This is a genomic window from Streptomyces sp. SN-593, from assembly GCF_016756395.1.
In the GTDB taxonomy this organism is placed as follows: Bacteria; Actinomycetota; Actinomycetes; order Streptomycetales; family Streptomycetaceae; genus Actinacidiphila; species Actinacidiphila reveromycinica.
In genome coordinates this window covers 8,374,673-8,397,852 of sequence record NZ_AP018365.1, presented here as the reverse complement: position 1 = coordinate 8,397,852, position 23,180 = coordinate 8,374,673, and the positions used below count along the sequence as shown (strand labels likewise).

The following is a 23,180-nucleotide window of genomic DNA, read 5'->3' as shown; positions in this document are numbered from 1 at the left end:
GGCGCGTGCCGCTCCTCCCCGCGCCCTACCCGCGCCAGGTGTGGCGCGCGGTGAAGCCGAGCAGGTCGCGGCTGCGGGTCAGGTCGAACGGCACGGCGAACCCGTCGAGCGGAGCCTCGACGCGTGCGGCGGGGTGGTAGCGGCGCAGCAGTTCCGCGGTGGGCCGCAGGGCGGTGGTGTCGGGCGCCGTCACGTTGACCACGGGGTGCCCCTCGACCGGAGCGGTCAGGGCGGCGCCGATCGCGCGGGCGGCGTCGCGGGTGTCCAGCCAGCCCCACAGCGCGCCGCTCTCGACCCCGGGGTCCCGGTGCACGTCGGCCAGGTGGGCGCGCAGCCGTTCGCCGGTGCCGAGGAAGGGGAAGCGCAGCGAGACGACGGTGGTGCCGTAGCGGCGGGAGGTGGTGGCGGCGACCGCCTCGCCGACGTACTTCGACAGGCCGTAGACATCGTCGCCGATGTAGGGGTGATCCTCGGTGACCGGCACGCGGTGGGGCGAGACGCCGTGGGCGGAGAACGCCAGGCCGAGCGCGCACAGGCTGGAGACGTTGACCACGCGGCGGACGCCCGCGCGGCCGGCGGCGTCCAGCACGAGGTAGGAGGCCCGGACGTTGTTGGTGAACACCTCGTCATGGGGCGCGGAGTACGGCGAGGGCAGCGCGGCGGCGTGCACGACCGCGTCGACGCCGTCGAGGAGCGCGGCCGGTCCGGCCGCGTCGAGCAGGTCGCCGCCGGCGACCTCGTCGGTGGTCGCGGGGTCCGGGGCGGTCCGGTCGTGGGCCCGTACGGTGTGGCCCGACTCCCGCAGGTGCGCGACGACCTCACGGCCGAGCAGGCCGCCCGCGCCGGTGACCAGGACCTTCACGGTGGGTACTTCCTCTCGGGGAGCCGGCGGCGGCGCCGTACCTCGACACCGCGACTGTCGTGTTCTTGCAGAGACTGCAACGAGATCTGGCGTTCTCCTGCCGGAAACGTAACATGGGCCCGTCCGCCCGCTCCATCCGCGAACAGGGGAATCCCCATGACCGGTTCAGGACCCGACCGCCTGCTCGACGCCTCCGGCGCGCTCCCCGAGGCCGCGCCGCCCTGGCAGGGCCGGGACCGGCTGCGCGTCACCTCGGTGCGCGCGATCGTCACCGCGCCGGAGGGCCTGCCCCTGGTGGTGGTCCGGGTGGACACCTCCGACCCCGGCCTGTACGGGTTGGGCTGCGCGACCTTCACCCAGCGCTACGCCGCGGTGGCGGCCGCCGTGGACGAACACGTCGGCCCCCTGGTCGTCGGCCGCCATCCGGCCGACATCGAGGACATCACCCGCATGATCCACTACTCGTCCTACTGGCGCGGCGGCCCGGTGCTGGGCAACGCGCTGTCCGGAGTGGACCAGGCCCTGTGGGACATCGCGGGCAAGCGCGCCGGAATGCCGGTGTACGAACTGCTCGGCGGCCGCAGCAGGTCCGCGGTCGAGGTGTACTCCCACGCGGCGGGCGGCACCGTGGACGAGACGCTCGCGCAGGCCGAGGAACTGCTGTCCCAGGGCTACCGGCACGTACGCCTCCAGGTCGGCGGCCCGGGCCTGGGGACCTACGGCGCACCCGGCACCCGCGGCGGCTACCCGCGCTCGCCGCACCCGGACGGCTGGGACGTCGCGCAGTACCTGCGGGCCACCCCCGCGCTCTTCGCCGCGGCCCGGCAGCGGTTGGGCGACGAGGTGAGCCTGATGCACGACGTGCACAGCCGGCTCACCCCCAAGCAGGCGGTGGTGCTGGCCCGTGAACTGGAGCCGTACCGGCTGTCGTTCCTGGAGGACGTGATCGCGCCGGAGCACTACGACCGGCTGCCGGAGGTGCGGGCCGCCTCGCCGGTGCCGATCGCTGTCGGCGAGCAGATCGGCAACGTCACGGACGCGGCGCGGCTGATCCGCGACGGCGGCATCGACCTGCTGCGCCTGCACACCTCCGCGGTGGGCGGGCTGACCCCGACCCGGAAGCTGGTGGCGCTGGCCGAACTCCTCGGGGTGCGCACGGCGTTCCACTCCCCCGGCGACATCTCCCCGGTCGGCGTGGCGGCGAACCTCGCGGTCGACATCTCCACGCCGGCCTTCGGCTACCAGGAGTCGCACACCTACGACGACGCCACCCACGAGGTCTTCCCCGGCACGCCGGTGGTGCGCGAGGGACACCTCGCGCCCTCCGACGCGCCGGGCTGGGGCGTCGATCTCGACGAGGCGGCCGCGCGCCGCTTCCCCCCGGTCAAGTTCCTGCACGAGCGGTGGGCGACCGGCGTCCGCCACCCGGACGGCGGCCTCGACGCCCCCTGACGTGCGGTCGGCGCCCGCGACGCCCGCGCCCGATCCCGCGACGTCCGATGCCGCGCCCGCGCCCGCGACGTCCGACCGACCGGCGGCCGCGGGCGGCGCGGGCCGGGGGCGTCCCCCTGCCGCGGTCAGGCCGGGTCCGCGTCGCCGGCCAGGCGGCCGGAGGGAGGCTGCTCGCGGTCCAACCGCAGAGCCACCTCGACCAGTTCGACGGTGTCCAGCGCGGGCACCTCGTCGAGCGGGAACCACGCGGCGTGGTCGGTGGAGCCGCCCACCTCGTCGCGGAGCTCGCCGCCGACCACGTGCACGCGGTAGACGATCCGCAGGCCCTGGAAGGCGTCCACGACACCGGAGTCGAGGACCCGGCGTCCGCGGAAGCTGTCGATGCCGAGCAGCCGGTCGACCGCGACCCGGTAACCCGTCTCCTCCTCGACCTCGCGGACGACCGCGTCGAGCGGGTCCTCGCCCGGTTCGAGGCCGCCGCCCGGCATCGTCCACGCCGCCGGGTTGTTCCCGTAGGGCAGCAGGTGCGACAGGAGGATCCGGCCGTCGCGCACGCACACGCCGTAGGCCCCCACCCGCAACCGGTGCCGTATCTCGGCCGGTTGCGGATCGCCGGCCGCCGCCAGCGTGGGACCCGTCGCATCCGCTGCCGATGTTGCCGCCGTCGAACCCGTCGCCACTGTCGAATCCGCCGCCACCGTCGACTCCGCCGAGCCCGTCGCCGTCATCGCCCGTCCTCCGTCCGCGAGTTGTGCCGTCTTCACGCCAAAGGGGCGATCCTCGCACAGCGCCCGGCGGCGGCGCCCGCGGATTTACGGGTCGGGGACCGGGGAGGCGCCCGAGGCCGCCGCGGCCGGCCGCCCCGCGCCCGCGGCCTCGCAGTGGACCACCAGCGCGGCGATGTCGTCGTCGAGGGCGCCCCCGCTGAAGCGCAGGAGCTGCCGGTGCAGCAGGCCGAGCAGACGCGGGGCGGGCACGGCGGTCTGCCGTACCACCCACTCCTCCAAGGGGAAGAACCGGCCGGACCGGTCGCGGGTCTCGATGACGCCGTCGGTGTAGAACAGCAGCCGTTCTCCGTGCGACAGGCGCAGGGTGTCGACCGTGTAGTCCCCGCCGATGAGCGCGGCCATGTTCAGCGGCGGGGACGGCGCCGACGGGTCGAGCGCGCGGACCGCGGCCGGCGCGAGGGGACCGACACTGCTCGGGCCCGCCCCGCTCGCGCCGACGCCGCTCAGGCCGTTCTCGTCCGCGGCGGCGCGGTCCGGGGAGGCACCGTCGGGGCCGCCGCTGAGCAGGAGCGGCGGCGGGTGTCCGCAGTTGACCAGCGCGACCTGCCGGGTGCCGGGCCGGACCTCGGCGAGGACCGCGGTGGCGAACCCCTCGCCTGCGTCGGAGGAGGTGACGGTGTCGGAGTACCGCCGCATGCTCGTGTCCAGGCGGCGGGCGAGCCGGGCGAGGTCGGGCTCGTCGTACGCCGCCTCCCGGAACCCGTTGGTGATGGCGCTGGCCACCCCGACCGCCGACAGGCCCTTGCCGCGCACGTCACCGAGCAGGACCCGGACCCCGTGCGGGGTCTCGACCGCCTCGAAGAAGTCCCCGCCGATCCTCGCCTCCTCGGCGGCGGCCAGGTAGAGCGTCTCGATGCCGACTCCGCCGAGCCGGTGCGGCACCGGCCGCAGCACCACGGCCTGGGCGGCGTCGGCCACCGACCGCACCTGGGACAGCGTGCGCTCGCGCTGCAACCGCACATGGGCGGCGTACGCTGCCGCGGCGGTGACACCGCCGAGCGCGAGCGCGGTGAAGGTGGTCGCGGGCTCGGAGAAGGCGATCTGGATGGCGAACATCGCGGCCATCGTGAGGATGCCGAGCAGGATCGTGCCGCCCACCGACCACATGGACGCCGCGAGCGCCGGCGCGGCGGGCAGCAGCCGGCTGACCGCGAAGTCCTCGGGCGTGAGTACCGCGAGAACGCCGATGAGGAGGGTCAGCAGGGCCGGTGACCACCCGGCGAGGCCGCGCGGACGGCCGTCGCGCGCCCGGGGACGTCGGCTTCGGTGAGGGTTCGTCACGCATGAGAGCGTATCGCCCCTTTCGTCCCTTCCTACGGTCATACGGTTCCGGTCGGCGGGGGCGGTCGGCGGGGGATAGCGGAGACGGTCGGCGGTTCCGGTCGTGGGGTGCCGTGGGAGGGGCCGCGTGCGCGGGGCTGGGGCGGGGGGCCGTCGCGGCCGGTCGTGCGGGTCCGGTGGCGCGTGCGGCCGGTCGTGCGCGGTGGACACGGGTGGACAGGTGCGGACAGGTCCGGACGGACAGGTCCGGACGAGCAGATGCGGACGAGCAGATGCGGACGGACAGATGCGGAGAGCGGCTGGGATGCTGGCTTGCGGGCGGACCGCCGGCCGGCGGGCGCGAGGAGAAGGCGGTGGGGCCCGTGCGGGCTGTGGTGTTCGAGGAGTTCGGGCGGCTCGCCGCCGTCCGCGAGGTCGCCGACCCCGAACCGCCGCCCGGCGGCGCGGTGGTGCGGGTGGCCGCGACCGGCCTGTGCCGCAGCGACTGGCACGCGTGGCGGGGCCACGACGACTCGGTGACGCTTCCGCACGTGCCGGGCCACGAGTTCGCCGGCGAAGTGGTCGCGGTCGGCGCCGCGGTCCGGGGCGTGCGGGCGGGCGCGCGGGTGACGGCTCCGTTCGTCCACGCCTGCGGCCGCTGCGCGTCCTGTGCGCGTGGCGACCAGCAGGTGTGCGCGCGCCAGGAGCAGCCCGGCTTCACCTACTGGGGTTCGTACGCGGAGTTCGTGGTGGTGCGGCGGGCCGACGTGAACCTCGTCGAACTGCCGGCGGACCTGCCCTGCGCCACCGCCGCCTCTCTCGGCTGCCGGTTCGCCACCGCGTACCGGGCGGTGGTGGCGCAGGGCCGCGTCCGGCCCGGCGAGTGGGTGGCCGTGCACGGCTGCGGCGGCGTCGGGCTGTCGGCGGTGATGGTCGCCGTGGCGGGCGGGGCGCGGGTGGTGGCGGTCGACCCCTCGCCGCAGGCGCTGCGGCTGGCCGCGGAGTTCGGCGCGGCGGCGTGCCTGGTGCCCGGGCCGACCGCGGAAGCCACCGCGGAGGCGGTGCGGGAGGCGACCGGCGGTGGCGCGCACGTGTCGCTGGACGCGCTCGGTTCGGCGGTGACCTGCGCGGCGTCGGTGGCGGGTCTGCGGGCGCGCGGGCGCCATGTGCAGGTGGGGCTGCTCGCGGCCGGCGCCGTCGAGGTGCCGATGGGCCGGGTGCTCGCCCTGGAGTTGGAACTGCTGGGCAGTCACGGCATGGCCGCGCACGCCTACCCGGAGATGCTGCGCCAGGTGTCCGCGGGGGTGCTGCGGCCCGAGTTGCTGGTCCGCTCGGTGATCGGGCTGTCCGAGGCGCCCGCGGCAATGGCCGCGATGAGCGAGGGGTCGCCGACGGGCATCACCGTGATCGCTCCCGCGGGCGTGGAGGCCGCCGAGGCGGCCGGTGCGTCCGACGCGGCGGGCGCGTCGGCGTAACCGGCAGGTCCGGTGGGCGCGGCCCGCGCGGCGGGCGCGTCGGCGTGACCGGCAGGTCCGGTCCGGCCGCAGGACGCGTCCGGCAACCTCGGCCGGACTGCGGCCGGGACCGTGCGGCCGGCTCCCGTCCGCCCGGCCGCCCCGGCGCGGTTCGCCCCTGCCGACCCGGCGCGCCGGTACCGTACGATCCCCCGCATGGGTGACGTGATCAAGGGCGTGCGGCTGCTCGCCGACGGCCAGCGGTGGGTCCTGCGGCACCGGCGCGACTGGCGGTTCGGCATGATCCCCGCGCTGATCACGCTGGTCGGATACGTCGTCGCGCTGGTCGTGCTCGCACTGTGGGCCGGGGACCTGGTCGACTGGGCGACGCCCTTCGCGGACCACTGGGCGTCACCGTGGCCGGGCCTGTTCCGCGGGCTGCTCACCGCGCTCCTGTTCGGGGCCGGCCTGCTGCTGTCGGTCATCACCTTCACCGCGGTGACGCTGCTGGTCGGCGACCCCTTCTACGAAGCGCTGTCCGCGCGCGTGGAACGCAGCGAGGGCGACTGTCCGCAGGCTCCGGAGCGTCCGCTGTGGCGTGAGGTGTGGACCGCCGTCCGCGACGGCGCCCGGGTGCTGCTGTGGGCGGTGGTCTTCGGGATCGCGCTGTTCGCCGCCGGGTTCGTACCGGTGGCCGGGCAGACGGCGGTGCCGGTCGTCGGCTTCTGCGTCTCCGGGTTCTTCCTCGCCCTCGAACTGTCCACGGTGGCGTTCGAGCGGCGCGGCCTCGACCTGACCGCGCGCGCACGGCTGTTGCGGCACCGCCTCCCGTTGGCGCTGGGCTTCGGCACGCCGCTGGCGGTGACCTTCCTGGTGCCGTTCGTCGCGGTGGTCCTCATGCCCGGCGCGGTGGCGGGGGCGACCCTCCTGGTGCGCGAACTCCTCCCCCCGCCCCCGGGCCCCGTGTCCGCGGTGCCGGACGGCTCCGCCCCCGTGGCCCCGGAACCCGGCGGCCCCGCTCCCACGCCTCCTCGGCACCCCGACTCCTCGACGGACACCGCTTGGTAGCCTGCCGGGATGTCGGACCTGAGCCCCGTCGCCTGGCCGCCCGCGCCGATCAGGACCGCGAGGCTGGTCCTGCGGGCGTCCGAGGCCCGGGACCGCGCGACCTTCGTCGACCTGCTGGCCTCGCCGGAGGTGCACGCCTATCTAGGCGGCCCCCGGCGGCGTGACGAGTTGGAGCGTGAACTGCCCGAGGTGCCGGAGCGGTGGCCCGGCAGTTTCGTCGCCGCTCTCGACGGGGCGATGATCGGCCAGGTGCTGCTCAGGAGGGCGACGGAGCACCGCCGCCCGGCGGCCGTGGGGAAGGCCGACCTCGGTTACCTGTTCCTGCCGCGGGCGTGGGGCGCGGGATACGCCGCCGAGGCGTGCGCGGCGGCACTCGACTGGTTCGACGGCGCCCTGCCCGGCGAACCGGTCGTGCTCGCCACCCAGAGCGCGAACACCGCCTCGATGCGCCTCGCGGCGAAGCTGGGGTTCACCGAGGTGGAGCGGTTCCACGCCTGGGACGCCGAACAGTGGCTCGGCCTGCGCCCCCCGGCGCCACCGGTTCCGTCCTGAGGTCCGGCGCGTTCAGCAGGCGCAGATGGCGGCTCCGACCGGAGCGGTGAGCGGGTCGGCCGGGCGCTGTTCGGTGCCGTCGGCCGTCACCAGGGGAAAGCCCTCGCGGATCCAGTACTCGATGCCGCCGATCATCTCCCGGACCCGGTAGCCGAGTCGGGCCAGGGCGAGCGCCGCGCGGGCGGCACCGTCGCAGCCGGGGCCCCAGCAGTAGGTGACGACCGGGACGGCCGGGTCGAGGAGGTCCGCGGCCCGGGCGGGGATGTCCGCGGTGGGCAGGTGCACCGCACCGGGCACGTGCCCCTGCTCCCAGCCCGCGGTTCCGCGCGAGTCGACCAGCACGAACCCGGGCCGGCCCCCGGTGAGCGCCGTGCGGACGTCGGAGACGTCCGTCTGGAAGGCGAGGCGGGTCTCGAAGAAGGCCGCGGCCTGCGAAGGTGTGTGTGTCATGCGGGAAAGGCTACGAACAGCCCGCCCGCGCCGGAACCGACGATCCACGGTCTTCGCCCCCATCCACCGGGGAAAGCGTGGTAGGAGTCGGCCATGACCGCTGATCACCCTCTCCTCGACCCGACCGACCTGCGCATCCTGGAGGCACTCCAGCACGACGGCCGGGCCGGCTACGCCGAGTTGGCCCGTAGGGTCGCCATGTCCGCCAGCGCCGTCACCGAGCGGGTGCGGCGTCTGGAGGAGAGCGGGGTGATCCGCGGCTACGCCGCCGTGGTCGACCCGGAACGCCTCGGGCTCGGCATCCTGGCCTTCGTCCGCCTGCGCTACCCGACCGGCAACTACAAGCCCTTCCACGCCGTCCTCGCCACCACCCCCGAGATCATCGAGGCCCACCACGTCACCGGCGAGGACTGCTTCGTCCTCAAGGTCCTCGCCCGCTCGATGCGCCACCTGGAGGCCACCACCGGCCGGATAGCCGCCCTCGGCCCGGTCACCACCACCGTGGTCTACTCCAGCCCGCTGCCCGACCGCCCCGTCACCGCGGCCCTCACCTGACCTGCCCGCACGCGGGACGGAGCAGCACCGGAGCCCGCGGGGCGCCCCGCACCGGAGGCGGGGTTCGGGCGCCCCGCGCGGAAGCCGGGGTTCGGGCACCCCGCACCGCAGGCGGGTTCAGCCGTCGCCGTACAGTGCGGCTCGCTGCTCCGCCGTCAGCCGCCCGGTGTCCGCCCGGCGCAGCACCGACACGTGCCGTCCCGCCCTGCACCACCCGATCCGCCGGGGCCCGAGCCGGATGGTCGTCAACGACGCGCCCACCACCCAGGTCCGCCAGAACACATGGCCCTTCGCGCACATCACCGCCGTGCGGTACATGCCTCTCCCTCCGGTCCGCAGCGCCCACTCGGGCGTTCTCCTACCCAGGTGCGGCCGCCTCGTCCGATACCCGGCCGGCACGCGCTGAGCCGCCTTCAGTTCGACGCGGGACGGGCAAGGTGGGAGAGCACGGCGCGGGCGGCGTCGCCCACCGCCCGCCGGGACTCGTCGGACGGGCCGTGCGTGTCGAATCCGTGCGCCGCCGAGGGCGCGTCCACGACCGTCACATCCACACCGGCGTCCCGCGCCGCCGCGACGAACTCCTCGACGGTCGCGGCGAACTCGGCCCGCTCGCGGCCCACGCGGGTCAGCACGACCGGCAGCCGCCCCGCGCCCCGCACCGCCCGCGCGGGCCGGAAGCGCGGCTCCACGCCCCAGCCCGGCAGCGGTGCCAGCAGCGGATACGTGAGTGCGACGCACCGCAGCCAGGGCTCCGGCGCGGCGAGCCAGTCCGCCGCGAGCAGCCCGCCCACCGACAGGAACCACAGCGCCACCCGCTCGCCGTCCACCCGCGGATGCGCCCGCGCGAGCGCGACGGCGTCCCGCACGTCCCGCGCCGCCGCCTCGAATCCGCCCAGGTCGTGCAGCCGGTGGTCCACCACGACGCCGGCCGCACCGAGGTGCGCGACCAGCCGGGCGTGGCCGGCCAGACCGGGCCAGTCCCGCGGGGTCGGCCGCGCGCCCTCGGGCACCGGGCCGCCGTGCACGAACACCACAGCCGGGCGCTGCCTCTCCCCGTCGGGCAGGTGGAAGTCCACCCGGCCCACCCGCTCGCGCGGCCGCGCCGGCACGTCGATCACGAACGGCCCCAGGTGCGTGGGCCGTTGGGCCGCGGATCGCCTATGCGGGGCCGCCCCCTCGCCCGCCGCGGCACGTAGCAGCACCTCGGCCGTCGCGTCCGGGTCCGACAGCATCGGCCAGTGCCCGGTGTCCATCTCCAGGTAGCTCAGGTGCGGGGCGCCGAGATAGGCGAGCCGGGGGTCGCCGAGCGCGAGCGCCTGCCCCACCATCGCCAGGCTGGACCCGTTCGCGGTGCACAGCACGCCCGTGGTCGGCACGGTGCCCGACGCGCCCGCCGAACCGGTCAGCCGCAGCGGCCGCGCCAGCGTCGCCCACGGCTGCGGCACCGCCCGTGCGAGCAGCCGCTCGGCCGCGGCCTCGTCGAGCCCCTGGAAGCTGCCGGACTCCCGCCAGCCCGCGTCCGACGGCGGCGCGATCATCCCGCCGGCGGGCATGCCGCCGTCCGCCGCGCCCGCCAGCCGCAGCAGCTCCGCGCGCACGGCCTGCCGCGGGACGAGCGCGGCCGGCGGGTCCCCGTCCTGCGGCATCGGTGTGTCGACCAGCACGATCCGCGCGACGCGGTCGGGCCGCCGGTCCGCCGCGGCGACCACCGGGTGGACGCCGTAGCAGTGCCCGACCAGGACGACTCGGGAGGCGTCCGTCCCCTCGACCGCGCGCACCACGTCCGCGATGTGCGTCTCCAGGTCCGGGTCCGGGTCCTCGGCCGCGGCAGCGGCAGCGGCAGCGGCAGCCGGGCCCGCGATGCCGCACGTGGGGGCGCCCGCCGAGCCGCCCGGGTGCGCGCCCGCCGACGTGTCCGAGTCCGGGTTCCCGCCCGCGGGCCTGCCCGAGCCGTCGTCCGAGGGCCCGAACGGGAGCCGGTCCGGGGGCTCGGGGCTCCCGCCCATGCCGCTCAGCGTCAGCGCGTACGCCTCCGCGCCCGCCTCCCGCAGCCGCTCAGCCACCTGCTGCCAGATCCATCCGCCGGTGTGCAAGCCCGGCACCAGGACGAACGCCGTGTCCGCCGCCATCCGCTGTCTCCTCACGTCCTGTGCGCGCGGAGTGCGCGGGGTACGCGCTCCCCGGGGCGACGGTCCGCCGCCCCCGCCCGCCGGTACCGTAGGAACTCCCCCTGAGGGAGGTTCAAGCCATGCCACCGGGCGAGTTGTGGACCATCGGCGAGCTGGCCGGCCGCGCCGGCGTCACCGTCAAGACCGTGCGGTTCTACTCCGACCAGGGCCTGCTGCCCGCCGCGCACCGCAGCACCGGCGGCCACCGCCGGTACGGCCCCGGGGCGCTGGACCGGCTCCGCACGATCCGGTCGCTGCGGGCGCTCGGGCTGGGCGTCGCGGACGTCGCCCGCGTGCTGCGCGAGGACGACGACACCGGCTGCGGGCCTGACGGGCTGCCGGCCGGCGGAGCGCTGGAGGACGCGGTCGCGGGGCGGCTGCGCGAGGTCGGCTCACGGCTGGCCGCGCTGCGCTGGCAGCAGACGGCGCTGCGGCTGCTGCACGACTGCGACCCCGGCGAGCGGGCCGAGCGGCTGCGGCTGCTCGGGGCGGTGTGCGCGACGGACGCTCCGCCCAGCACGGCGGCGATGGCCCGCTTCTGGCGGCGGTGGCTGCCCCCGCGGATGCCGGCGCCGGTGACGGCGCGCGTCGTGGACCTGGCGGTCCCGCATCCGCCGGACGACCCGACACCCGAGCAGGCGCTCGCGTTCGCCCGGCTGCACGCCTTCGTCTCCGGCGACTGCACGGGCAGGTCCGGCAGCGGGCAGCCGGCGGCGCACCGCGCCGGCGCCGGCCACCGGCACGCCGTGCTCTACCAAGGGCTGGAGGAGGCGTACGACCTGGCGGCGCCGCACCTGCGTGCCGGGCGCGCACCCTGCCCGGGCGACGCCCTGGACTGCTTCGTCGCCGCGTACGCCGCGTCGCAGCGGGTCGCGGACACCGGGGCCTTCCGCCGCGGACTGCACGCCACCCTCGCCGCGGACCCCCGCATCGACCACTACTGGGACCTGGTCGCCCGTGTCACCGGCCCCGCGCACCCCACCCCTGGAGCGGCCCACGCGTGGCTCACCGCCGCCCTCGTCTGACCTCCGCCCCGCGCGCCCTGCCTGCTGCCGCCGGCGGTGGTACGGGCCACGCCGGACCCTGCCCACAGGCTTCACCCGGCGTGGAAGGGTGCGGCGAGCCGCCACGACCCCCGGCATCGGCTCGGAAGGTGCCGAGCCGATGCCTGAGGGACTACACGACTCTCTGGAGCGCGACCATCGCGATGTCGTCGCCGAGGCCGGACGCGGAGTAGCGCAGCAGGTCGGCGCGGACGGCCGCCAGCAGCGCCGCCGGGGTGTCGCGGGTCCACCCGGCGACGCGGTCGGCGAGCGGGTAGAAGCCGCCGCGGGCGTCACGCGTCTCGATCACGCCGTCGGTGTAGAGGAGCAGGATGTCGCCGACCTCCAGGTCATGTGCGTCGATCTGCTGCTCGGACCGGCTGAGGTCGCCGAGGCCGAGCGGCAGCTCGGGTGTCCGCGGGAAGAGCTGGAGCACGCTGTCGCCGCGGATGAGCAGCGGCGGCGGGTGCCCGCAGTTCGCGATGCGCACCCCCGAGCCGTCGGCGTCGATGTCGACGACCACGGCGGTGACGAACCGTTCCAGGAAGTCGTCGCCGCCGTCCCCGCCCCGCCCGTCGCCCGCGCCCCGCCCGTCGCCCGCGGCGTTCGGGTCGTTCACGGGATCCGTGGCGTCCACGGCGTCACCGCCGTCCCCGTCCTTGCCGTCGGCCGAGGCGCCCGAGGTCGCCCGGGCCGCGCCCGGCACCGCACACGGGTCGCCCTTGCCCGAGAGGTCCGCCAGGTCCGCGCGCAGCCCCCGGTCGAGGTAGCCGGGCAGGGCCCGGAGCGCGACGCCCGCGCGTACCGCCCGGCGGAAGACCCCCAGCAGCAGCCCGGCGACCTCGACGGCGGCCAGTCCCTTGCCCTGCACGTCGCCCACGAGCAGACGGGGGCCGCCGCGGTCGCTGACCCCCGCGGCGTACAGGTCCCCGCCGATCGCCGCCTCCTCGTCGGCCGCGAGGTACATCGAGGAGATCGTCACCGGTCCGAGCCGGTCCGGCAGCGGGCGCAGCAGGGCCTGCTGGGTGACCTCCGCGACCTTCCTGGCCTGGGCGAGCTGCCGCTCGCGGCGCCGACGGGTCCGGGCCGCGAGCACCGAGGCGGCGCCGACCAGGACCCCGGTCGCCATGATCACGGGAAAGTTGGTGGCGGTCAGGTTCGAGCCGTTGTCCTCGGCGGCCCAGCCGACCGCGCCGAGCGTGAGGACCACCATCACGAGCACCTGGACCGGCCCGAGGAACACCGCGGAGAGCGCCGGCACGGCGACGAACACGCCGCTGATCCGGATCGCGCGGCCACCGGAGATGTCGATGATCAGGAGCAGGGCGAGTGCCGCCAGCGCGAGGCCGAACTGGATCGGTGGTGACCTCAGCGGGCGCCGACCGACCGGCTGCCGGTCGGCGCCGCTCGATTCCATGCTTCCAACGTACCGCCGGGCACCGCGCGCTTCCCGTCCGAACGCCCTGCTCGGGGCCCGTTCACCCGGCCGCCCGCCGACCGGAGGGCCCGCCCGATCGTCGCGGAAAGAGCCGGGAGCCGGGAGCCGGGAGAGCCGGGCAGCACCAGGACGACCCGAGCCGGGCCGGGCAGCGTGCCGGACAGGACAGGCACCGGGCCGGGCCGCCGAAAATCCGGGGCGCCCGCCGAGCCGGGGCTGTTACCGTCGAGGCATGGAGGTCACGCCGCTCACCACCCCCGCGACCGCGCGAGCGACCAGCTCGCCGGTTGCCGCCGCCTGACCCCACCCCTCCCCCGGCGACCGGAAACGGTCCGCCGGTGCGCGCGGCGCGCGCTCCTCGTCGTCCACGGCCCTCCGGCGGCCGCCTTCCGCTCGCCCCGTTCCGGAAAGGCCCACCGCCATGGACAGCGAGCAGACCGTCCGCACCTTCCTCGACTTCTTCCGCGACCGCGGCCACCACGTGCTGCCCGGCGCCTCGCTGGTCCGTCCGCCCGGCGACCCCGTGCTCTTCACCACCTCCGGCATGCACCCGCTCACCCCCTACCTGACCGGCCGCCCGCACCCGTCCGGGGTGCGCCTGGCCGACGTGCAGCGCTGCCTGCGCACCACCGACCTGGACGAGGTCGGCGACCCCACCCACCTCACCGCCTTCCAGATGCTCGGCTCCTGGTCGCTGGGCGACTACGACAGTGCCCGCAGCATCACCTGGGCCCACGAACTGCTGGTCGACGGTTACGGCATCCCGCCGTCCCGGCTGCACGCCACCGTCTTCGGGGGCGACACCGGCCACCCGGGTGACGGGCTCGGGCCGGACGAGGGCACCGAGAGCGCCTGGGGCGAGCTGGGCGTACCGGTCGAGCGACTGGGCCCGGACAACTGGTGGACCAACGGCCCCACCGGCCCGTGCGGGCCCGACTCGGAGATCTTCGTGTGGACCGGCGGCGGCGATCCGACCGGCACCCCCGGCACCGATCCACGCTGGGTCGAGGTGTGGAACCACGTCTCGATGCGCTGGCTGCGCCTCGCCGACGGCACCCTGCGGCCGCTGCCGCGCGGCAGCGTGGACACCGGCATGGGCCTGGAACGGCTGGTGACGATCCTCCAGGGCAGGCCGTCGGTCTACGACTCCGACGTGTTCGGTGCCTGGCGCGAGGTGCTGCCGGGGCTGTGGGAGGGCGACCGGACCACACATCGGATCGTCGCCGACCACCTGCGGTCGGCCGCCGTGCTGGTGGCCGACGGGGTACGGCCGGCCGCCACCGGGCACGGGTACGTCCTGCGCCGGCTGGTGCGCCGGGTGCTGACGCTGCTGTGGCGCGACGACCAGGACCGTACGCTCGCCGACCTCCCGCCGGAGCCGGTCGAGGTCTCGTTGCGCCACTTCGGCCTGCTCACGTCGGGGCCGCCGGAGCCGGGCCTGCCGCAGGGCCGGACGCAGGGGCCGACGCTCGGTGCCCGGGTGCGCGAGGTGCTGCTCGACGAGGAGCGGCGTTTCGCCTCGCAGCTCGAACGGGGGCGGCGGGTGCTGTCCCAGCCGCGCTTCGCCGGGCCGCTCGGCGAGGAGGACTACGCCTACCTGCACGACACGCACGGGCTGCCCCGCGAGCTGGTCACGGCCCTGCGCGCCGAGCCCGACTGGTGAACCCGGGCGGGTCCCGGGCGTGAGGTGGGGCGTCCGGCCGGGCGACGTATGAGCACGGCGCCCCCGCCGCGGATGTCTCCGCCGCGGGGGCGCCGTGGTGCCGGATCAGGCGGTGGCCGGTGCCGGTGCGCGCGTACGCGTCAGGCGGCGGCCGGGACCGTACCGGACTCGGTGATGACGACCTTCGACGTCGGGGAACCGCTGCGCGAGCCCTTGCCCTCGATCGTCTTCACCAGGTCCTGGCCCTCGACGACCTCGCCGAACACGACGTGCTTGCCGTCCAGCCACGAGGTCACCACGGTGGTCACGAAGAACTGCGAGCCGTTGGTGTTCGGGCCCGCGTTCGCCATGGAGAGCAGGTACGGGCGGTCGTGGCGGAGCTGGAAGTTCTCGTCCTCGAACTTGTTGCCGTAGATGCTCTTGCCGCCGCGGCCGTCGCCGCTGGTGAAGTCACCGCCCTGGAGCATGAACTCGGGGATGACGCGGTGGAAGGCGGAACCCGCGTAACCGAAGCCGTGCTGGCCGGTGGCCAGCTCACGGAAGTTGCGGGCGGTCTTCGGCACGACGTCGTCGAACAGGCGGAAGACGATCCGCCCGGCGGGCGCACCGTCGATGGAGATGTCGAAGTAGACGTTGTCCTTGTTGTCCATGGGCCCCATCCTGACATCTCCGCGAGGCGCCCCGACACACGGGGCGACCGGTGCGGTGGCGCCGTGTCCCCTTTCTGGTGATCCCGTCCGGTCTCCCGTCGCTGGCGGGTCCCGACGCGCTGGCGGATGGTGGAGCCGAGATCCCCGACGCGCGGGCGAGGAGAGCAGATGGCGGTCACGTCCCCCACCGGCGGGCGTTCGAAGAACCTCGTGCTGGCGGCGATGATCTTCGCGGTGGCGATGACCTTCATCGACCAGACCATCGTGTCGATCGCGGTCCCGGAGATCCAGAACGAGCTGGGACTGACCAGCACCGGCGTGCAGTGGGCGGTCAACGCGTACCTGCTCTCGCTCGCGGCGTTCTTCGCGTACGGCGGCCGGCTCGCCGACACCCTCGGCCACCGGCGGGTGGTCGTCATGGGTGTGCTGGTCTTCGCGGCGTCGTCGCTGCTGTGCGGGCTGACCCCGAAGGGCGGCGCGGCGCAGACCTGGATCGTGGTGTTCCGGGCGGTGCAGGGCGTCGGCGGCGCGATGATGTTCCCGGCGGCGCTGGGCATCGTGGTGCAGACGTTCGCGCTGCGCGAGCGCGGGAAGGCGCTGGCGCTGTTCTTCGGCGTCGCGGGCGGGCTGACCGCGGTGGGCCCGATCCTCGGCGGCTGGCTGACCGAGTGGACCTGGCGGGCCATCTTCTGGGTGAACATCCCGGTCGCGGTGATCGCGCTGGCGCTGATCGCCCTGTCCAGGCCGGTCACCGAGCACCGGCCCGCCCCGATGGACTACCGGGGGCTGGCGCTGATCGTGGCGGGCATCGGGCTGAGCGTCTTCGGTTTCCAGCAGTCCCAGATCTGGCACTGGTCCAACCCGGGCATCTGGGTGTGCATCGCGGCCGGCGTGGCGCTGCTGGCGGTCTTCGCCCGGCTGGAGCTGCGCACCCCCTCACCGCTGATCCAGGTGCGGATCTTCACCAACCGGCCCTTCGCGGTGGAGAACCTGGTGCTCGGCATCGCGATGCTGGTGTTCGTCCCGTTCTTCTTCTTCGCCAGCGAGTACGCGCAGATCTCGCTCGGCAAGTCCGCCTCGGGAGCGGGGGTGTATCTGCTCTGCTTCTTCATCGGCTTCGTGATCGCCTCGCAGTTCGGCGGCCGGATGCTGGACCGCGGCGGCGCCAAGCGCCCGGTGCTGCTGGGCTGCGTGATCTGCGCGGTGGGCTTCTACCTGCTGGCCGGCAAGGTCACCGACCTCGACTTCGGCGACCAGCAGTGGTCCATCGTGATCGCCGGGGCCGGGATGGGCCTGATGCTCACCCCGGCGAGCACCGACGCGGTCAACCGGGCCTCGCGGCTGTCCTACGGCGAGGCCACCGGCATCACCCAGACGGTGCGGAACTACTCCGCGAGCCTGGGCCTGGCGGTACTGGGCACCATCTCTGTCGCCCGCTTCGAGTCCCACCTGCGCGACTCCCTGGTGGGCCAGGGGGTGCCGGCCGCGCGGGCCGGCTCCGAGGCGCACCGCCTCTCGCAGGCCCACCAGTCCAGCGGAAGCACCTCGACCGTCCCGCACTTCGTCCGCCTGGACTTCGCGTACGCCACCAGGACGGTGTTCTACGTGATGGCCGGGATCATGGCCGCGGCGGCTGTCGTGGCGTGGCGCGGTCTGCGGCACGGCGTCCAGGAGCCCGAGGGGCAGCCCGACGCGCCCAAGGAGCACGAGGAGGGCGGGGGTTCCGGCGGCTCCCGGTGAGGTTCCCCGCGGGCGCTGATGCCGGCTGACGCCGCTCGGAGAGGGAGCCAGGCGCGGCGCGGGGGCCAGGCGCGGCGCGGGGGCCAGGCCAGGAACGCCCGCCCCCGCCCCGTCGAGGTCAGGACAGGGACGTGCGCAGCGCGGTCACCCGCTGCACCGCCGCGTCGAAGCCCGCGGCGGGGAGCCCGCCGCCGGTGTACGCGTCGGCGAGGGCCTGCGCGGCGGCGTCGCCCTGGGAGACGTCGCGGGCGGAGCACAGCAGCAGGTCCATGCCGGCGCCCGCGGCGAGGACGGCGCGCTGCGCGGTGCTGTAGGAGGAGCTGATCGCGCCCGCCTCCAGGGCGTCGGTGACGGTCACGCCGGTGTAGCCGAGCCGGCCGCGCAACTCCTGCTGCACGACGGTGGCGGACAGGCCCGCCGGCGCGGACGCGTCGAGCGCGGGGTAGACGGCCCAGGAGACCATGACGAGTCGGACGCCCGCGGCGATCGCCGCCTGGTAGGGCAGCTCATCCACCGTGCGCAGCTTGGACAGGCTCTGGGTGAGCGTGACCGGGCCGGCGTCGGTGTCCTGCGAGGCGGTGGCCGCGCCGAGGCCGGGGAAGTGCTTGGCGGTGGCGGCGACCCCGGCGCCCTGCTGGGCGGTGATGAACGCCTTGCCGAGGCTGGACACGGTGCTCGCGTTGTTGCTGTAGGACCGCTGGTACTTGTCGACGAAGTTGCCGGCCGTGTAATAGACGTCGAGCACGGGGGCGAGGTTGACGTTCATCCCGACCCCGGCGAGGTTCTGGCCGGCTCCGGTGCCGGCCTGGGTGGCGGCGGTCTGCGGCTGCGCGGCCTCGCCCACCTGCTTCTCCGACAGCGCCGGCGCGCCGGGCAGCCGGCGCACCTCGCCGCCTTCCTGATCGGTCATCAGCAGCAGTGGGGCCTTGACCGGGCTCGCCGCGTTCGCCTGGACCAGTTGCTTGACGACCGCGGTGATCTGGCTCTCGCTGGAGATGTTCTCGCCGAAGAAGATGACGCCGGCCGCCTGGCCCGCGCTGATCCTGGTCAGGAGGGTACTGGGCACGGTGAGGCCGGGGTAGGAGTAGATGACCCGCTGGCCCGCCGTCTGACGGGCGGTCAGCGCGGCGGGGGCTGCGACGGGCTGCCGTGCGGCGGCCGAGGCACGCGCGGCGCCGGCCGAGGCGGCGGCCACCGCGGCGCCCGCGGCGGCCAGGACCGTACGGCGTCGGACGGGCAGGCTGCGGGGTGCGTCCATGGGTGCCTCTTCCGGTGCGTGGGGGAAAACCGGGATGCCGCGTTCATGACACATACGGACGGTACGCCTCCGCCTCCGCGCCCCGGAAGGGGCACCGGCCACCGCCAATGGCCTACGCCAAAGGCGCTGTTGCGGAGCTGCGGCGACGCCGTCTGACGGGGTGAAACCTTCACGGGATCGGGATCTGGGGGCGCGTCGGGATCGGGGTCGGGACGGGGGACGGGGCGGCACCGAGGAGGCATCCGGGTACGGCGGAGCAGGCTGCGTCCACAGCCGAACGGGTGATCTCCCGCGCGAGGGGCCGGCTCTGCGCCATCGTTGAGGCATGACACAGAGCGACGAAGCACCGCATGGACTGCACGGACAGTCATCCAGCCGGTTCCCGTGGGGCGCCGCGATCCCGTCAACGGCCGCCGCGGCCCCGGCGATCGGGCGACCCCGGACGTTCGGGGGCATGGTGTGCCCGGAGACCGGTGGACCACTCGGGACGGCGCCTCCCGGGCGGCGCTCGGGAGGGATGCGACTCCTCGCGCTTGCCGGAAGACCTCGCTCCGCGAGGCCCCGGGCCGCCTGGCCGAAGGCGCGGGGCGGCGTGCCACCCAGTGCACCGGCCCGACCCCGTCCGCGCCCCGGCGGGGCCCGGGGTGCTCCCCGCCCACGGGGGCCGTCGCGCGACGCGCCGGGCGCGGCGGCGGGCTCCCGCCGGAAGGACCGTGTGCGCCGACGGTGTTCGACGGCGGCGCCCGCGCCGCAGTTGGCCGTGCACCGACAATTCTTGCGGGCGGCGGGCCATAATGTGCCCGGGTTCGCCACGTGTGGCGCGCCCCGGCTCCTGCTGCTCACCCGTGCCCGTCCGACGGCGGCCGGAAGCGGTCGGGACCGTCCCCCCTGCATGGCGCACCACCGCACCGTTCCCGTACGAGGGGCCGCGACGGCCGGGACGGCCGGGCCGCCCCGGTCCGGCGTGCCCGCCTCGGGCCCGGCCGGAGGACCCATGGCCCAGTTCCCGAACCGCTCCCGCCGCCGCGGGCGCGCGGCCCGCACACCGGCCGCGCTCGTGGCCGCCGCCGTGTGTGCCACGCTGCTCGCGGCCGGCGGCACGCCCGCGACGGCCGCGGCCGGCACCCGCGCGGACGCCTCCGCGTCGTCCTGGCTGCCGCCGACCCCGGACCAGTGGCCGCTGGTCGTCGACGAGAGGACGACCGCGCCGCGCGCCCTGACCCGCGGTGTCGACCACTACTCCGACACCCTCCAGACCGTCGGCGGTGCGCAGCGCGCGCAGGTCCTCGACGTGTCGCTGACCGACCGCGACGTGCGCCTGGGCGTGGTGGAGTCGCACGACCGCCTCACCGACCCGGCCGACGAGGTGCCCTCCTCGATGGCGCAGCGCACCGGCGCGGTGGCGGGGATCAACGGTGACTTCTTCGAGATCAACACCAGCGGGCGGCCCGAGGGGATGGTGGTACGCGACGGGCGGCTGCTGAAGAGCCCCGAGCCCAGCCGGCCCGCCGACCTCTGGGTCCGCCGCGACGGGACCATCGGCATCGGCACCGAGACCTACAGCGGCACCCTGACGGACCGGACCAGCGCGGCGTCCACCCCGCTCACCGGCGTCAACGCGGTGGACGACCTCGGCGCGGGCGCGCTGCTGCGGGTCACCTCCGACCTGGGGCCGACGTCCGTCGCGGCCTCCACCGCCGTCACCGGCCACCTGGACGCCGACGGCACCACACTGACCGTCGACGCGGTGCGCGCCGGCGTCACCGGCCTCCCCCAACTCGCCGACGACCAGGAGGATCTGGTCGGCTCGGGGTCCTACGGCGACTGGCTGAGCGCACACGTGCATGCGGGCGACCGGATCACCACCGCCGACACCCTCGGACCGGACTCCGACGTGGTCCAGGCGCTCAGCGGCGGCGCGATCCTGGTGAAGGACGGCGAGCGCGCGGTGCCGCTCCAGGGTCCCGGCGACAACAACATCGACAACCCGGTGACGGCCGTCGGTGTGACCAAGGACGGCCGGCACGCGATCTTCGCCACCTTCGACGGCCACCAGGCCGAGGGCGTCGCGCAGGGCCTGACCCGCCCGGAGCTGGCCGGCTGGATGACGCAGCACGGCGCCTGGGACGCGATCCTCTTCGACGGAGGCGGTTCGGCGCAGATGGTCGGCCGGCTGCCCGGGCAGGCCCGGGCGTCGGTGCTGAACACCCCCTCGGACGGGCACGAACGCCCGGTCGCGAACGGCCTGTTCCTCTACAGCCGGGAGGAGGCGGCCGGCCCCGCGACCCGCGCCGTGGTGAACGAAGGCGCCCCGCTGACCGCGCTGGCCGGCACCTCGGTCGACGTGCCGGCCTACGCACTCGACCGCGCGGACAACCCGGCGGCGGACCAGGTGACCTTGAGCGTCAGCCCGCCGGGCCTGGCCACCGTGCACGGCACCACCCTGGCCTTCGCCGACCGGCCCGGCCGCGGCACCCTGCGCGTCCGGGCCGGCCACGCCTCCTCGACCGTCCCGCTGACGGTGGTCGGCGGCGTGCACGCGCTGTCGGTGACACCGGCGCAGGCCGACCTGGACAACGGCGCGACGCAGGAGCTGACCGCCACGGCGACCGCGAGCGGCGGTGGACCGGTCAGTCTGCCGCCGTCGGCCGTCACCTGGTCCGTGGACAGGCCCGGCCTGGGCGGAGTCGGTGCCGACGGCACCTTCACGGCGGCGGCCACCGGCACCGGGATGGTCACCGTGACGGCCACCGCCGGCGGGGCCGAGGCGACCGCCTCACTGGCGGTCGGCTCCACCACGGTCCCGGTGGACCCGCTCACCGATCTGTCCAAGTGGTCGGTGACCAGCGACTACATGAACGTCTACCCACGCAGGGTACCGAGCCCCGGCCCGCACTCCACCACCAACGGCGACATCTCCCTGGACCCCTCCACCACCGCCCGGCCCGGCGACTCCGGCTCGATGGACGTCCACTACACCTACCCGGCCAAGACCGGCACCTACGACCTGAGCGTCTACCTCAACGACCCGGCAGGCGAGCAGATCCCGCTGCTGAACGGCGACCAGGCGCCGATCGGGCTCGGCGTGTGGGTGAAGGGCAACGCCGACCTCGCCTCGCGGCCCGGCGACGGGCTCGCCCCGGGCATCGTGACCCTCAACGTCGGCATCTGGCAGGCGAGCAACCAGCCGACCAGCTTCTACCCGACCGGCATCACCTTCGACGGCTGGCAGTACGTGGTGGCGAAGCTCCCGCAGGGCCTCCAGTACCCGCTGCGTGTCAACTACCTGGGCCTGGTGACCATCAAGCCGGGCCCGGACCTCACCGGGGACGTCCACCTCGCCGACCTGGAGGCGCTGTACTCACCGCGCCCGCCGAAGCAGGCGACGTACACGGCGATCCCGAAGAACCCGTCCTGGCTCCAGTTCACCGACGTCTCCTCCTTCCGGCCCGGCGGCACCACCGTCGCCGCGTTCGACGACGCCCACACCACGGCGGCGACGCCCGGCGCGACCGGCACGGTGGCCCTCACGTCTCTGCCCGGCGTGTTCGGCGCGCTGCCCGCCGCCGCCCGCCCCCAGCAGGTGCAGGCACTCGGCGACATGTCCGACAACGGGACGACCGGCGACCTCACGAACCTGAGGACGCTGCTGGACGGCCTCGGCGTGCCGTACCGGGACGCGGTCGGCAACCACGAGATCACCCAGGGCGCCGATCCGGAGAACGGCGACTTCACCTCCGTCTTCGGCGCGACGCACTACGCGTACGACGCCGGCGCGGCGCGGATGATCGTGACCGACAGCGGGCACATCGGCATCACCGCGTCCGACGCCTTCCAGGTCTCCGACGTGGGCGGGTCGCAGTACCAGTGGCTGGCACGTCAGCTCACCGAGAACACCAGAAAGGTCGCCGTCGTCGTCACGCACACTCCCGCCTACGACCCGCACCCGCGCGCCGACAGCCAGTTCACCGACCGGTGGGAGGCGCGGATGTACGAGGCGCTGGTGCAGCGGTACCAGCGCACGCACCCAGGGGTGCACGTGCTCATGATGTTCGGGCACGCGCGCGGCTTCTCCGAGGACCTGCGCGAACCGGACGGCACGGACGCCCCCGGGGGCGTCCCGAACTTCGTGGTCGCCGACCTGGGCACCCCGCCGTACGCGACGCCCGACCAGGGCGGGTTCTTCCACTACGGCCTGTTCCACGTCCTGCCCGACAACACCGTCCAGTTCGCGGTGCAGCCGCTGCTCGCCTCGGTGGCGGTGGCCGCGCCGTCGCCGTCGCTGGCCCCCGGCCGGAAGGAGCGGCTGACCGCGACCGGCACCTCCGTCGCGGGTAACGACCTGACGGCGCTCCAGGTGCCGGTCCAGGACCCGATGTCACGCCGCTGGACCAGTTCGGACCCGCGCGTGGCCACCGTGGACGCGTCCACCGGCGAGGTGACCGGGCGTCACCCCGGGACCGCCCGGATCAGCGTCACGGCCGGCGGGATCACGGGCACGGCGACGGTCACCGTGACGGGCGGGTGAGCGCGAGGACGGAGGGCCGGCCGGGTGCGGCAAGCGGTCGCCGTGCGGGTACGCGGGCCGGCCGGCTGACGGACCGGTGAGGCGTGCGGGTTCGCGGGCCGGACCGGTGAGACGTGCGGCCGGTCCGGCGGGCCCGGTCGGCCGCACGCAGGGTCGGCCCCGCCTCTGCGGCGAAGGCGAAGCACCGGTGCCGGCACCAGCACCAGCACCAGCACTCCGATTGCCTGACGCTCCGTCAGCGCACGGCGAGG

18 protein-coding genes are annotated in these 23,180 nt (G+C 75.3%); 9 read left to right on the top strand and 9 right to left on the bottom strand.

What is annotated here, in order from left to right:
• Positions 1 to 25: 25 nt before the first annotated feature.
• Positions 26 to 862, bottom strand: coding sequence for an NAD-dependent epimerase/dehydratase family protein (locus tag RVR_RS35405; protein ID WP_202238112.1), 837 nt, complete (start codon positions 860 to 862; stop codon positions 26 to 28).
• A 156-nt stretch (positions 863 to 1,018) separates the two neighbouring features.
• Here RVR_RS35405 and RVR_RS35400 point away from each other — a divergent pair, with 156 nt between their 5' ends.
• Positions 1,019 to 2,314, top strand: coding sequence for an enolase C-terminal domain-like protein (locus tag RVR_RS35400; RefSeq protein WP_202238111.1), 1,296 nt, complete (start codon positions 1,019 to 1,021; stop codon positions 2,312 to 2,314).
• A 125-nt stretch (positions 2,315 to 2,439) separates the two neighbouring features.
• On the opposite strand, the gene RVR_RS35395 is transcribed toward RVR_RS35400, so the two are convergent.
• On the bottom strand, positions 2,440 to 3,042 hold the full coding sequence (locus tag RVR_RS35395) for an NUDIX hydrolase (RefSeq protein ID WP_346731499.1): 603 nt from the start codon (positions 3,040 to 3,042) through the stop codon (positions 2,440 to 2,442).
• 84 nt (positions 3,043 to 3,126) lie between these two features.
• Positions 3,127 to 4,383: a PP2C family protein-serine/threonine phosphatase gene (locus RVR_RS35390; RefSeq protein ID WP_202238109.1), complete on the bottom strand. Its 1,257-nt coding sequence runs from the start codon at positions 4,381 to 4,383 to the stop codon at positions 3,127 to 3,129.
• Between the two features lie 362 nt (positions 4,384 to 4,745).
• On the opposite strand from RVR_RS35390, the gene RVR_RS35385 reads away from it, so the two are divergent.
• From RVR_RS35385 to RVR_RS35375, 3 genes are all read left to right on the top strand, one after another.
• Positions 4,746 to 5,837, top strand: a complete 1,092-nt coding sequence (locus RVR_RS35385; protein ID WP_202239640.1) for a zinc-dependent alcohol dehydrogenase family protein — start codon at positions 4,746 to 4,748, stop codon at positions 5,835 to 5,837.
• A gap of 195 nt (positions 5,838 to 6,032) precedes the next feature.
• Positions 6,033 to 6,884: an EI24 domain-containing protein gene (locus RVR_RS35380; RefSeq protein WP_202238107.1), complete on the top strand. Its 852-nt coding sequence runs from the start codon at positions 6,033 to 6,035 to the stop codon at positions 6,882 to 6,884.
• 9 nt (positions 6,885 to 6,893) lie between these two features.
• A complete protein-coding gene (locus RVR_RS35375; protein ID WP_202238105.1) occupies positions 6,894 to 7,436 on the top strand; it encodes a GNAT family N-acetyltransferase in 543 nt (180 codons plus the stop codon).
• 12 nt (positions 7,437 to 7,448) lie between these two features.
• On the opposite strand, the gene RVR_RS35370 is transcribed toward RVR_RS35375, so the two are convergent.
• Complete coding sequence (locus RVR_RS35370) at positions 7,449 to 7,886, bottom strand: rhodanese-like domain-containing protein (protein WP_237405166.1); 438 nt, start codon at positions 7,884 to 7,886, stop codon at positions 7,449 to 7,451.
• A gap of 93 nt (positions 7,887 to 7,979) precedes the next feature.
• Here RVR_RS35370 and RVR_RS35365 point away from each other — a divergent pair, with 93 nt between their 5' ends.
• Positions 7,980 to 8,441: an Lrp/AsnC family transcriptional regulator gene (locus tag RVR_RS35365; protein ID WP_202238101.1), complete on the top strand. Its 462-nt coding sequence runs from the start codon at positions 7,980 to 7,982 to the stop codon at positions 8,439 to 8,441.
• 117 nt (positions 8,442 to 8,558) lie between these two features.
• On the opposite strand, the gene RVR_RS35360 is transcribed toward RVR_RS35365, so the two are convergent.
• Together RVR_RS35360 and RVR_RS35355 are read right to left on the bottom strand one after the other, a co-directional pair.
• Complete coding sequence (locus tag RVR_RS35360) at positions 8,559 to 8,759, bottom strand: hypothetical protein (RefSeq protein WP_202238099.1); 201 nt, start codon at positions 8,757 to 8,759, stop codon at positions 8,559 to 8,561.
• A 95-nt stretch (positions 8,760 to 8,854) separates the two neighbouring features.
• Positions 8,855 to 10,570 (bottom strand): alpha/beta hydrolase, encoded by a 1,716-nt coding sequence (locus tag RVR_RS35355; RefSeq protein WP_202238097.1) that lies wholly within the window; start codon positions 10,568 to 10,570, stop codon positions 8,855 to 8,857.
• A gap of 119 nt (positions 10,571 to 10,689) precedes the next feature.
• Here RVR_RS35355 and RVR_RS35350 point away from each other — a divergent pair, with 119 nt between their 5' ends.
• Positions 10,690 to 11,634 (top strand): MerR family transcriptional regulator, encoded by a 945-nt coding sequence (locus tag RVR_RS35350; protein WP_202238095.1) that lies wholly within the window; start codon positions 10,690 to 10,692, stop codon positions 11,632 to 11,634.
• 151 nt (positions 11,635 to 11,785) lie between these two features.
• On the opposite strand, the gene RVR_RS35345 is transcribed toward RVR_RS35350, so the two are convergent.
• Positions 11,786 to 13,069, bottom strand: a complete 1,284-nt coding sequence (locus RVR_RS35345; RefSeq protein WP_202238093.1) for a PP2C family protein-serine/threonine phosphatase — start codon at positions 13,067 to 13,069, stop codon at positions 11,786 to 11,788.
• A gap of 442 nt (positions 13,070 to 13,511) precedes the next feature.
• Between RVR_RS35345 and RVR_RS35340 the strand changes: the two genes are divergently transcribed.
• The gene (locus RVR_RS35340) at positions 13,512 to 14,753 is read left to right on the top strand and encodes an alanine--tRNA ligase-related protein (protein WP_202238091.1); all 1,242 of its coding nucleotides are present in this window, start codon (positions 13,512 to 13,514) and stop codon (positions 14,751 to 14,753) included.
• 140 nt (positions 14,754 to 14,893) lie between these two features.
• Here RVR_RS35340 and RVR_RS35335 read toward each other — a convergent pair whose 3' ends face one another.
• The gene (locus tag RVR_RS35335) at positions 14,894 to 15,403 is read right to left on the bottom strand and encodes a peptidylprolyl isomerase (protein WP_202238089.1); all 510 of its coding nucleotides are present in this window, start codon (positions 15,401 to 15,403) and stop codon (positions 14,894 to 14,896) included.
• A 168-nt stretch (positions 15,404 to 15,571) separates the two neighbouring features.
• On the opposite strand from RVR_RS35335, the gene RVR_RS35330 reads away from it, so the two are divergent.
• Entirely contained in the window at positions 15,572 to 17,143 is a 1,572-nt protein-coding gene (locus tag RVR_RS35330) for an MFS transporter (protein ID WP_237405165.1), read from the top strand.
• Between the two features lie 118 nt (positions 17,144 to 17,261).
• Here RVR_RS35330 and RVR_RS35325 read toward each other — a convergent pair whose 3' ends face one another.
• Entirely contained in the window at positions 17,262 to 18,401 is a 1,140-nt protein-coding gene (locus RVR_RS35325; RefSeq protein WP_202238087.1) for a glycoside hydrolase family 3 N-terminal domain-containing protein, read from the bottom strand.
• Between the two features lie 994 nt (positions 18,402 to 19,395).
• On the opposite strand from RVR_RS35325, the gene RVR_RS35320 reads away from it, so the two are divergent.
• On the top strand, positions 19,396 to 22,929 hold the full coding sequence (locus tag RVR_RS35320; RefSeq protein ID WP_202238085.1) for a phosphodiester glycosidase family protein: 3,534 nt from the start codon (positions 19,396 to 19,398) through the stop codon (positions 22,927 to 22,929).
• Positions 22,930 to 23,180 lie beyond the last annotated feature (251 nt).

Coding starts and splice junctions, on each gene's coding strand:
- RVR_RS35400 (WP_202238111.1), top strand. CDS start 1,019: ATGACCGGTTCAGGACCCGACCGCCTGCTCGACGCCTCCGGCGCGCTC.
- RVR_RS35395 (WP_346731499.1), bottom strand. CDS start 3,042: ATGACGGCGACGGGCTCGGCGGAGTCGACGGTGGCGGCGGATTCGACA.
- RVR_RS35380 (WP_202238107.1), top strand. CDS start 6,033: ATGGGTGACGTGATCAAGGGCGTGCGGCTGCTCGCCGACGGCCAGCGG.
- RVR_RS35375 (WP_202238105.1), top strand. CDS start 6,894: ATGTCGGACCTGAGCCCCGTCGCCTGGCCGCCCGCGCCGATCAGGACC.
- RVR_RS35370 (WP_237405166.1), bottom strand. CDS start 7,886: ATGACACACACACCTTCGCAGGCCGCGGCCTTCTTCGAGACCCGCCTC.
- RVR_RS35365 (WP_202238101.1), top strand. CDS start 7,980: ATGACCGCTGATCACCCTCTCCTCGACCCGACCGACCTGCGCATCCTG.
- RVR_RS35360 (WP_202238099.1), bottom strand. CDS start 8,759: ATGTACCGCACGGCGGTGATGTGCGCGAAGGGCCATGTGTTCTGGCGG.
- RVR_RS35355 (WP_202238097.1), bottom strand. CDS start 10,570: ATGGCGGCGGACACGGCGTTCGTCCTGGTGCCGGGCTTGCACACCGGC.
- RVR_RS35350 (WP_202238095.1), top strand. CDS start 10,690: ATGCCACCGGGCGAGTTGTGGACCATCGGCGAGCTGGCCGGCCGCGCC.
- RVR_RS35345 (WP_202238093.1), bottom strand. CDS start 13,069: ATGGAATCGAGCGGCGCCGACCGGCAGCCGGTCGGTCGGCGCCCGCTG.
- RVR_RS35340 (WP_202238091.1), top strand. CDS start 13,512: ATGGACAGCGAGCAGACCGTCCGCACCTTCCTCGACTTCTTCCGCGAC.
- RVR_RS35335 (WP_202238089.1), bottom strand. CDS start 15,403: ATGGACAACAAGGACAACGTCTACTTCGACATCTCCATCGACGGTGCG.
- RVR_RS35330 (WP_237405165.1), top strand. CDS start 15,572: ATGGCGGTCACGTCCCCCACCGGCGGGCGTTCGAAGAACCTCGTGCTG.
- RVR_RS35325 (WP_202238087.1), bottom strand. CDS start 18,401: ATGGACGCACCCCGCAGCCTGCCCGTCCGACGCCGTACGGTCCTGGCC.
- RVR_RS35320 (WP_202238085.1), top strand. CDS start 19,396: ATGGCCCAGTTCCCGAACCGCTCCCGCCGCCGCGGGCGCGCGGCCCGC.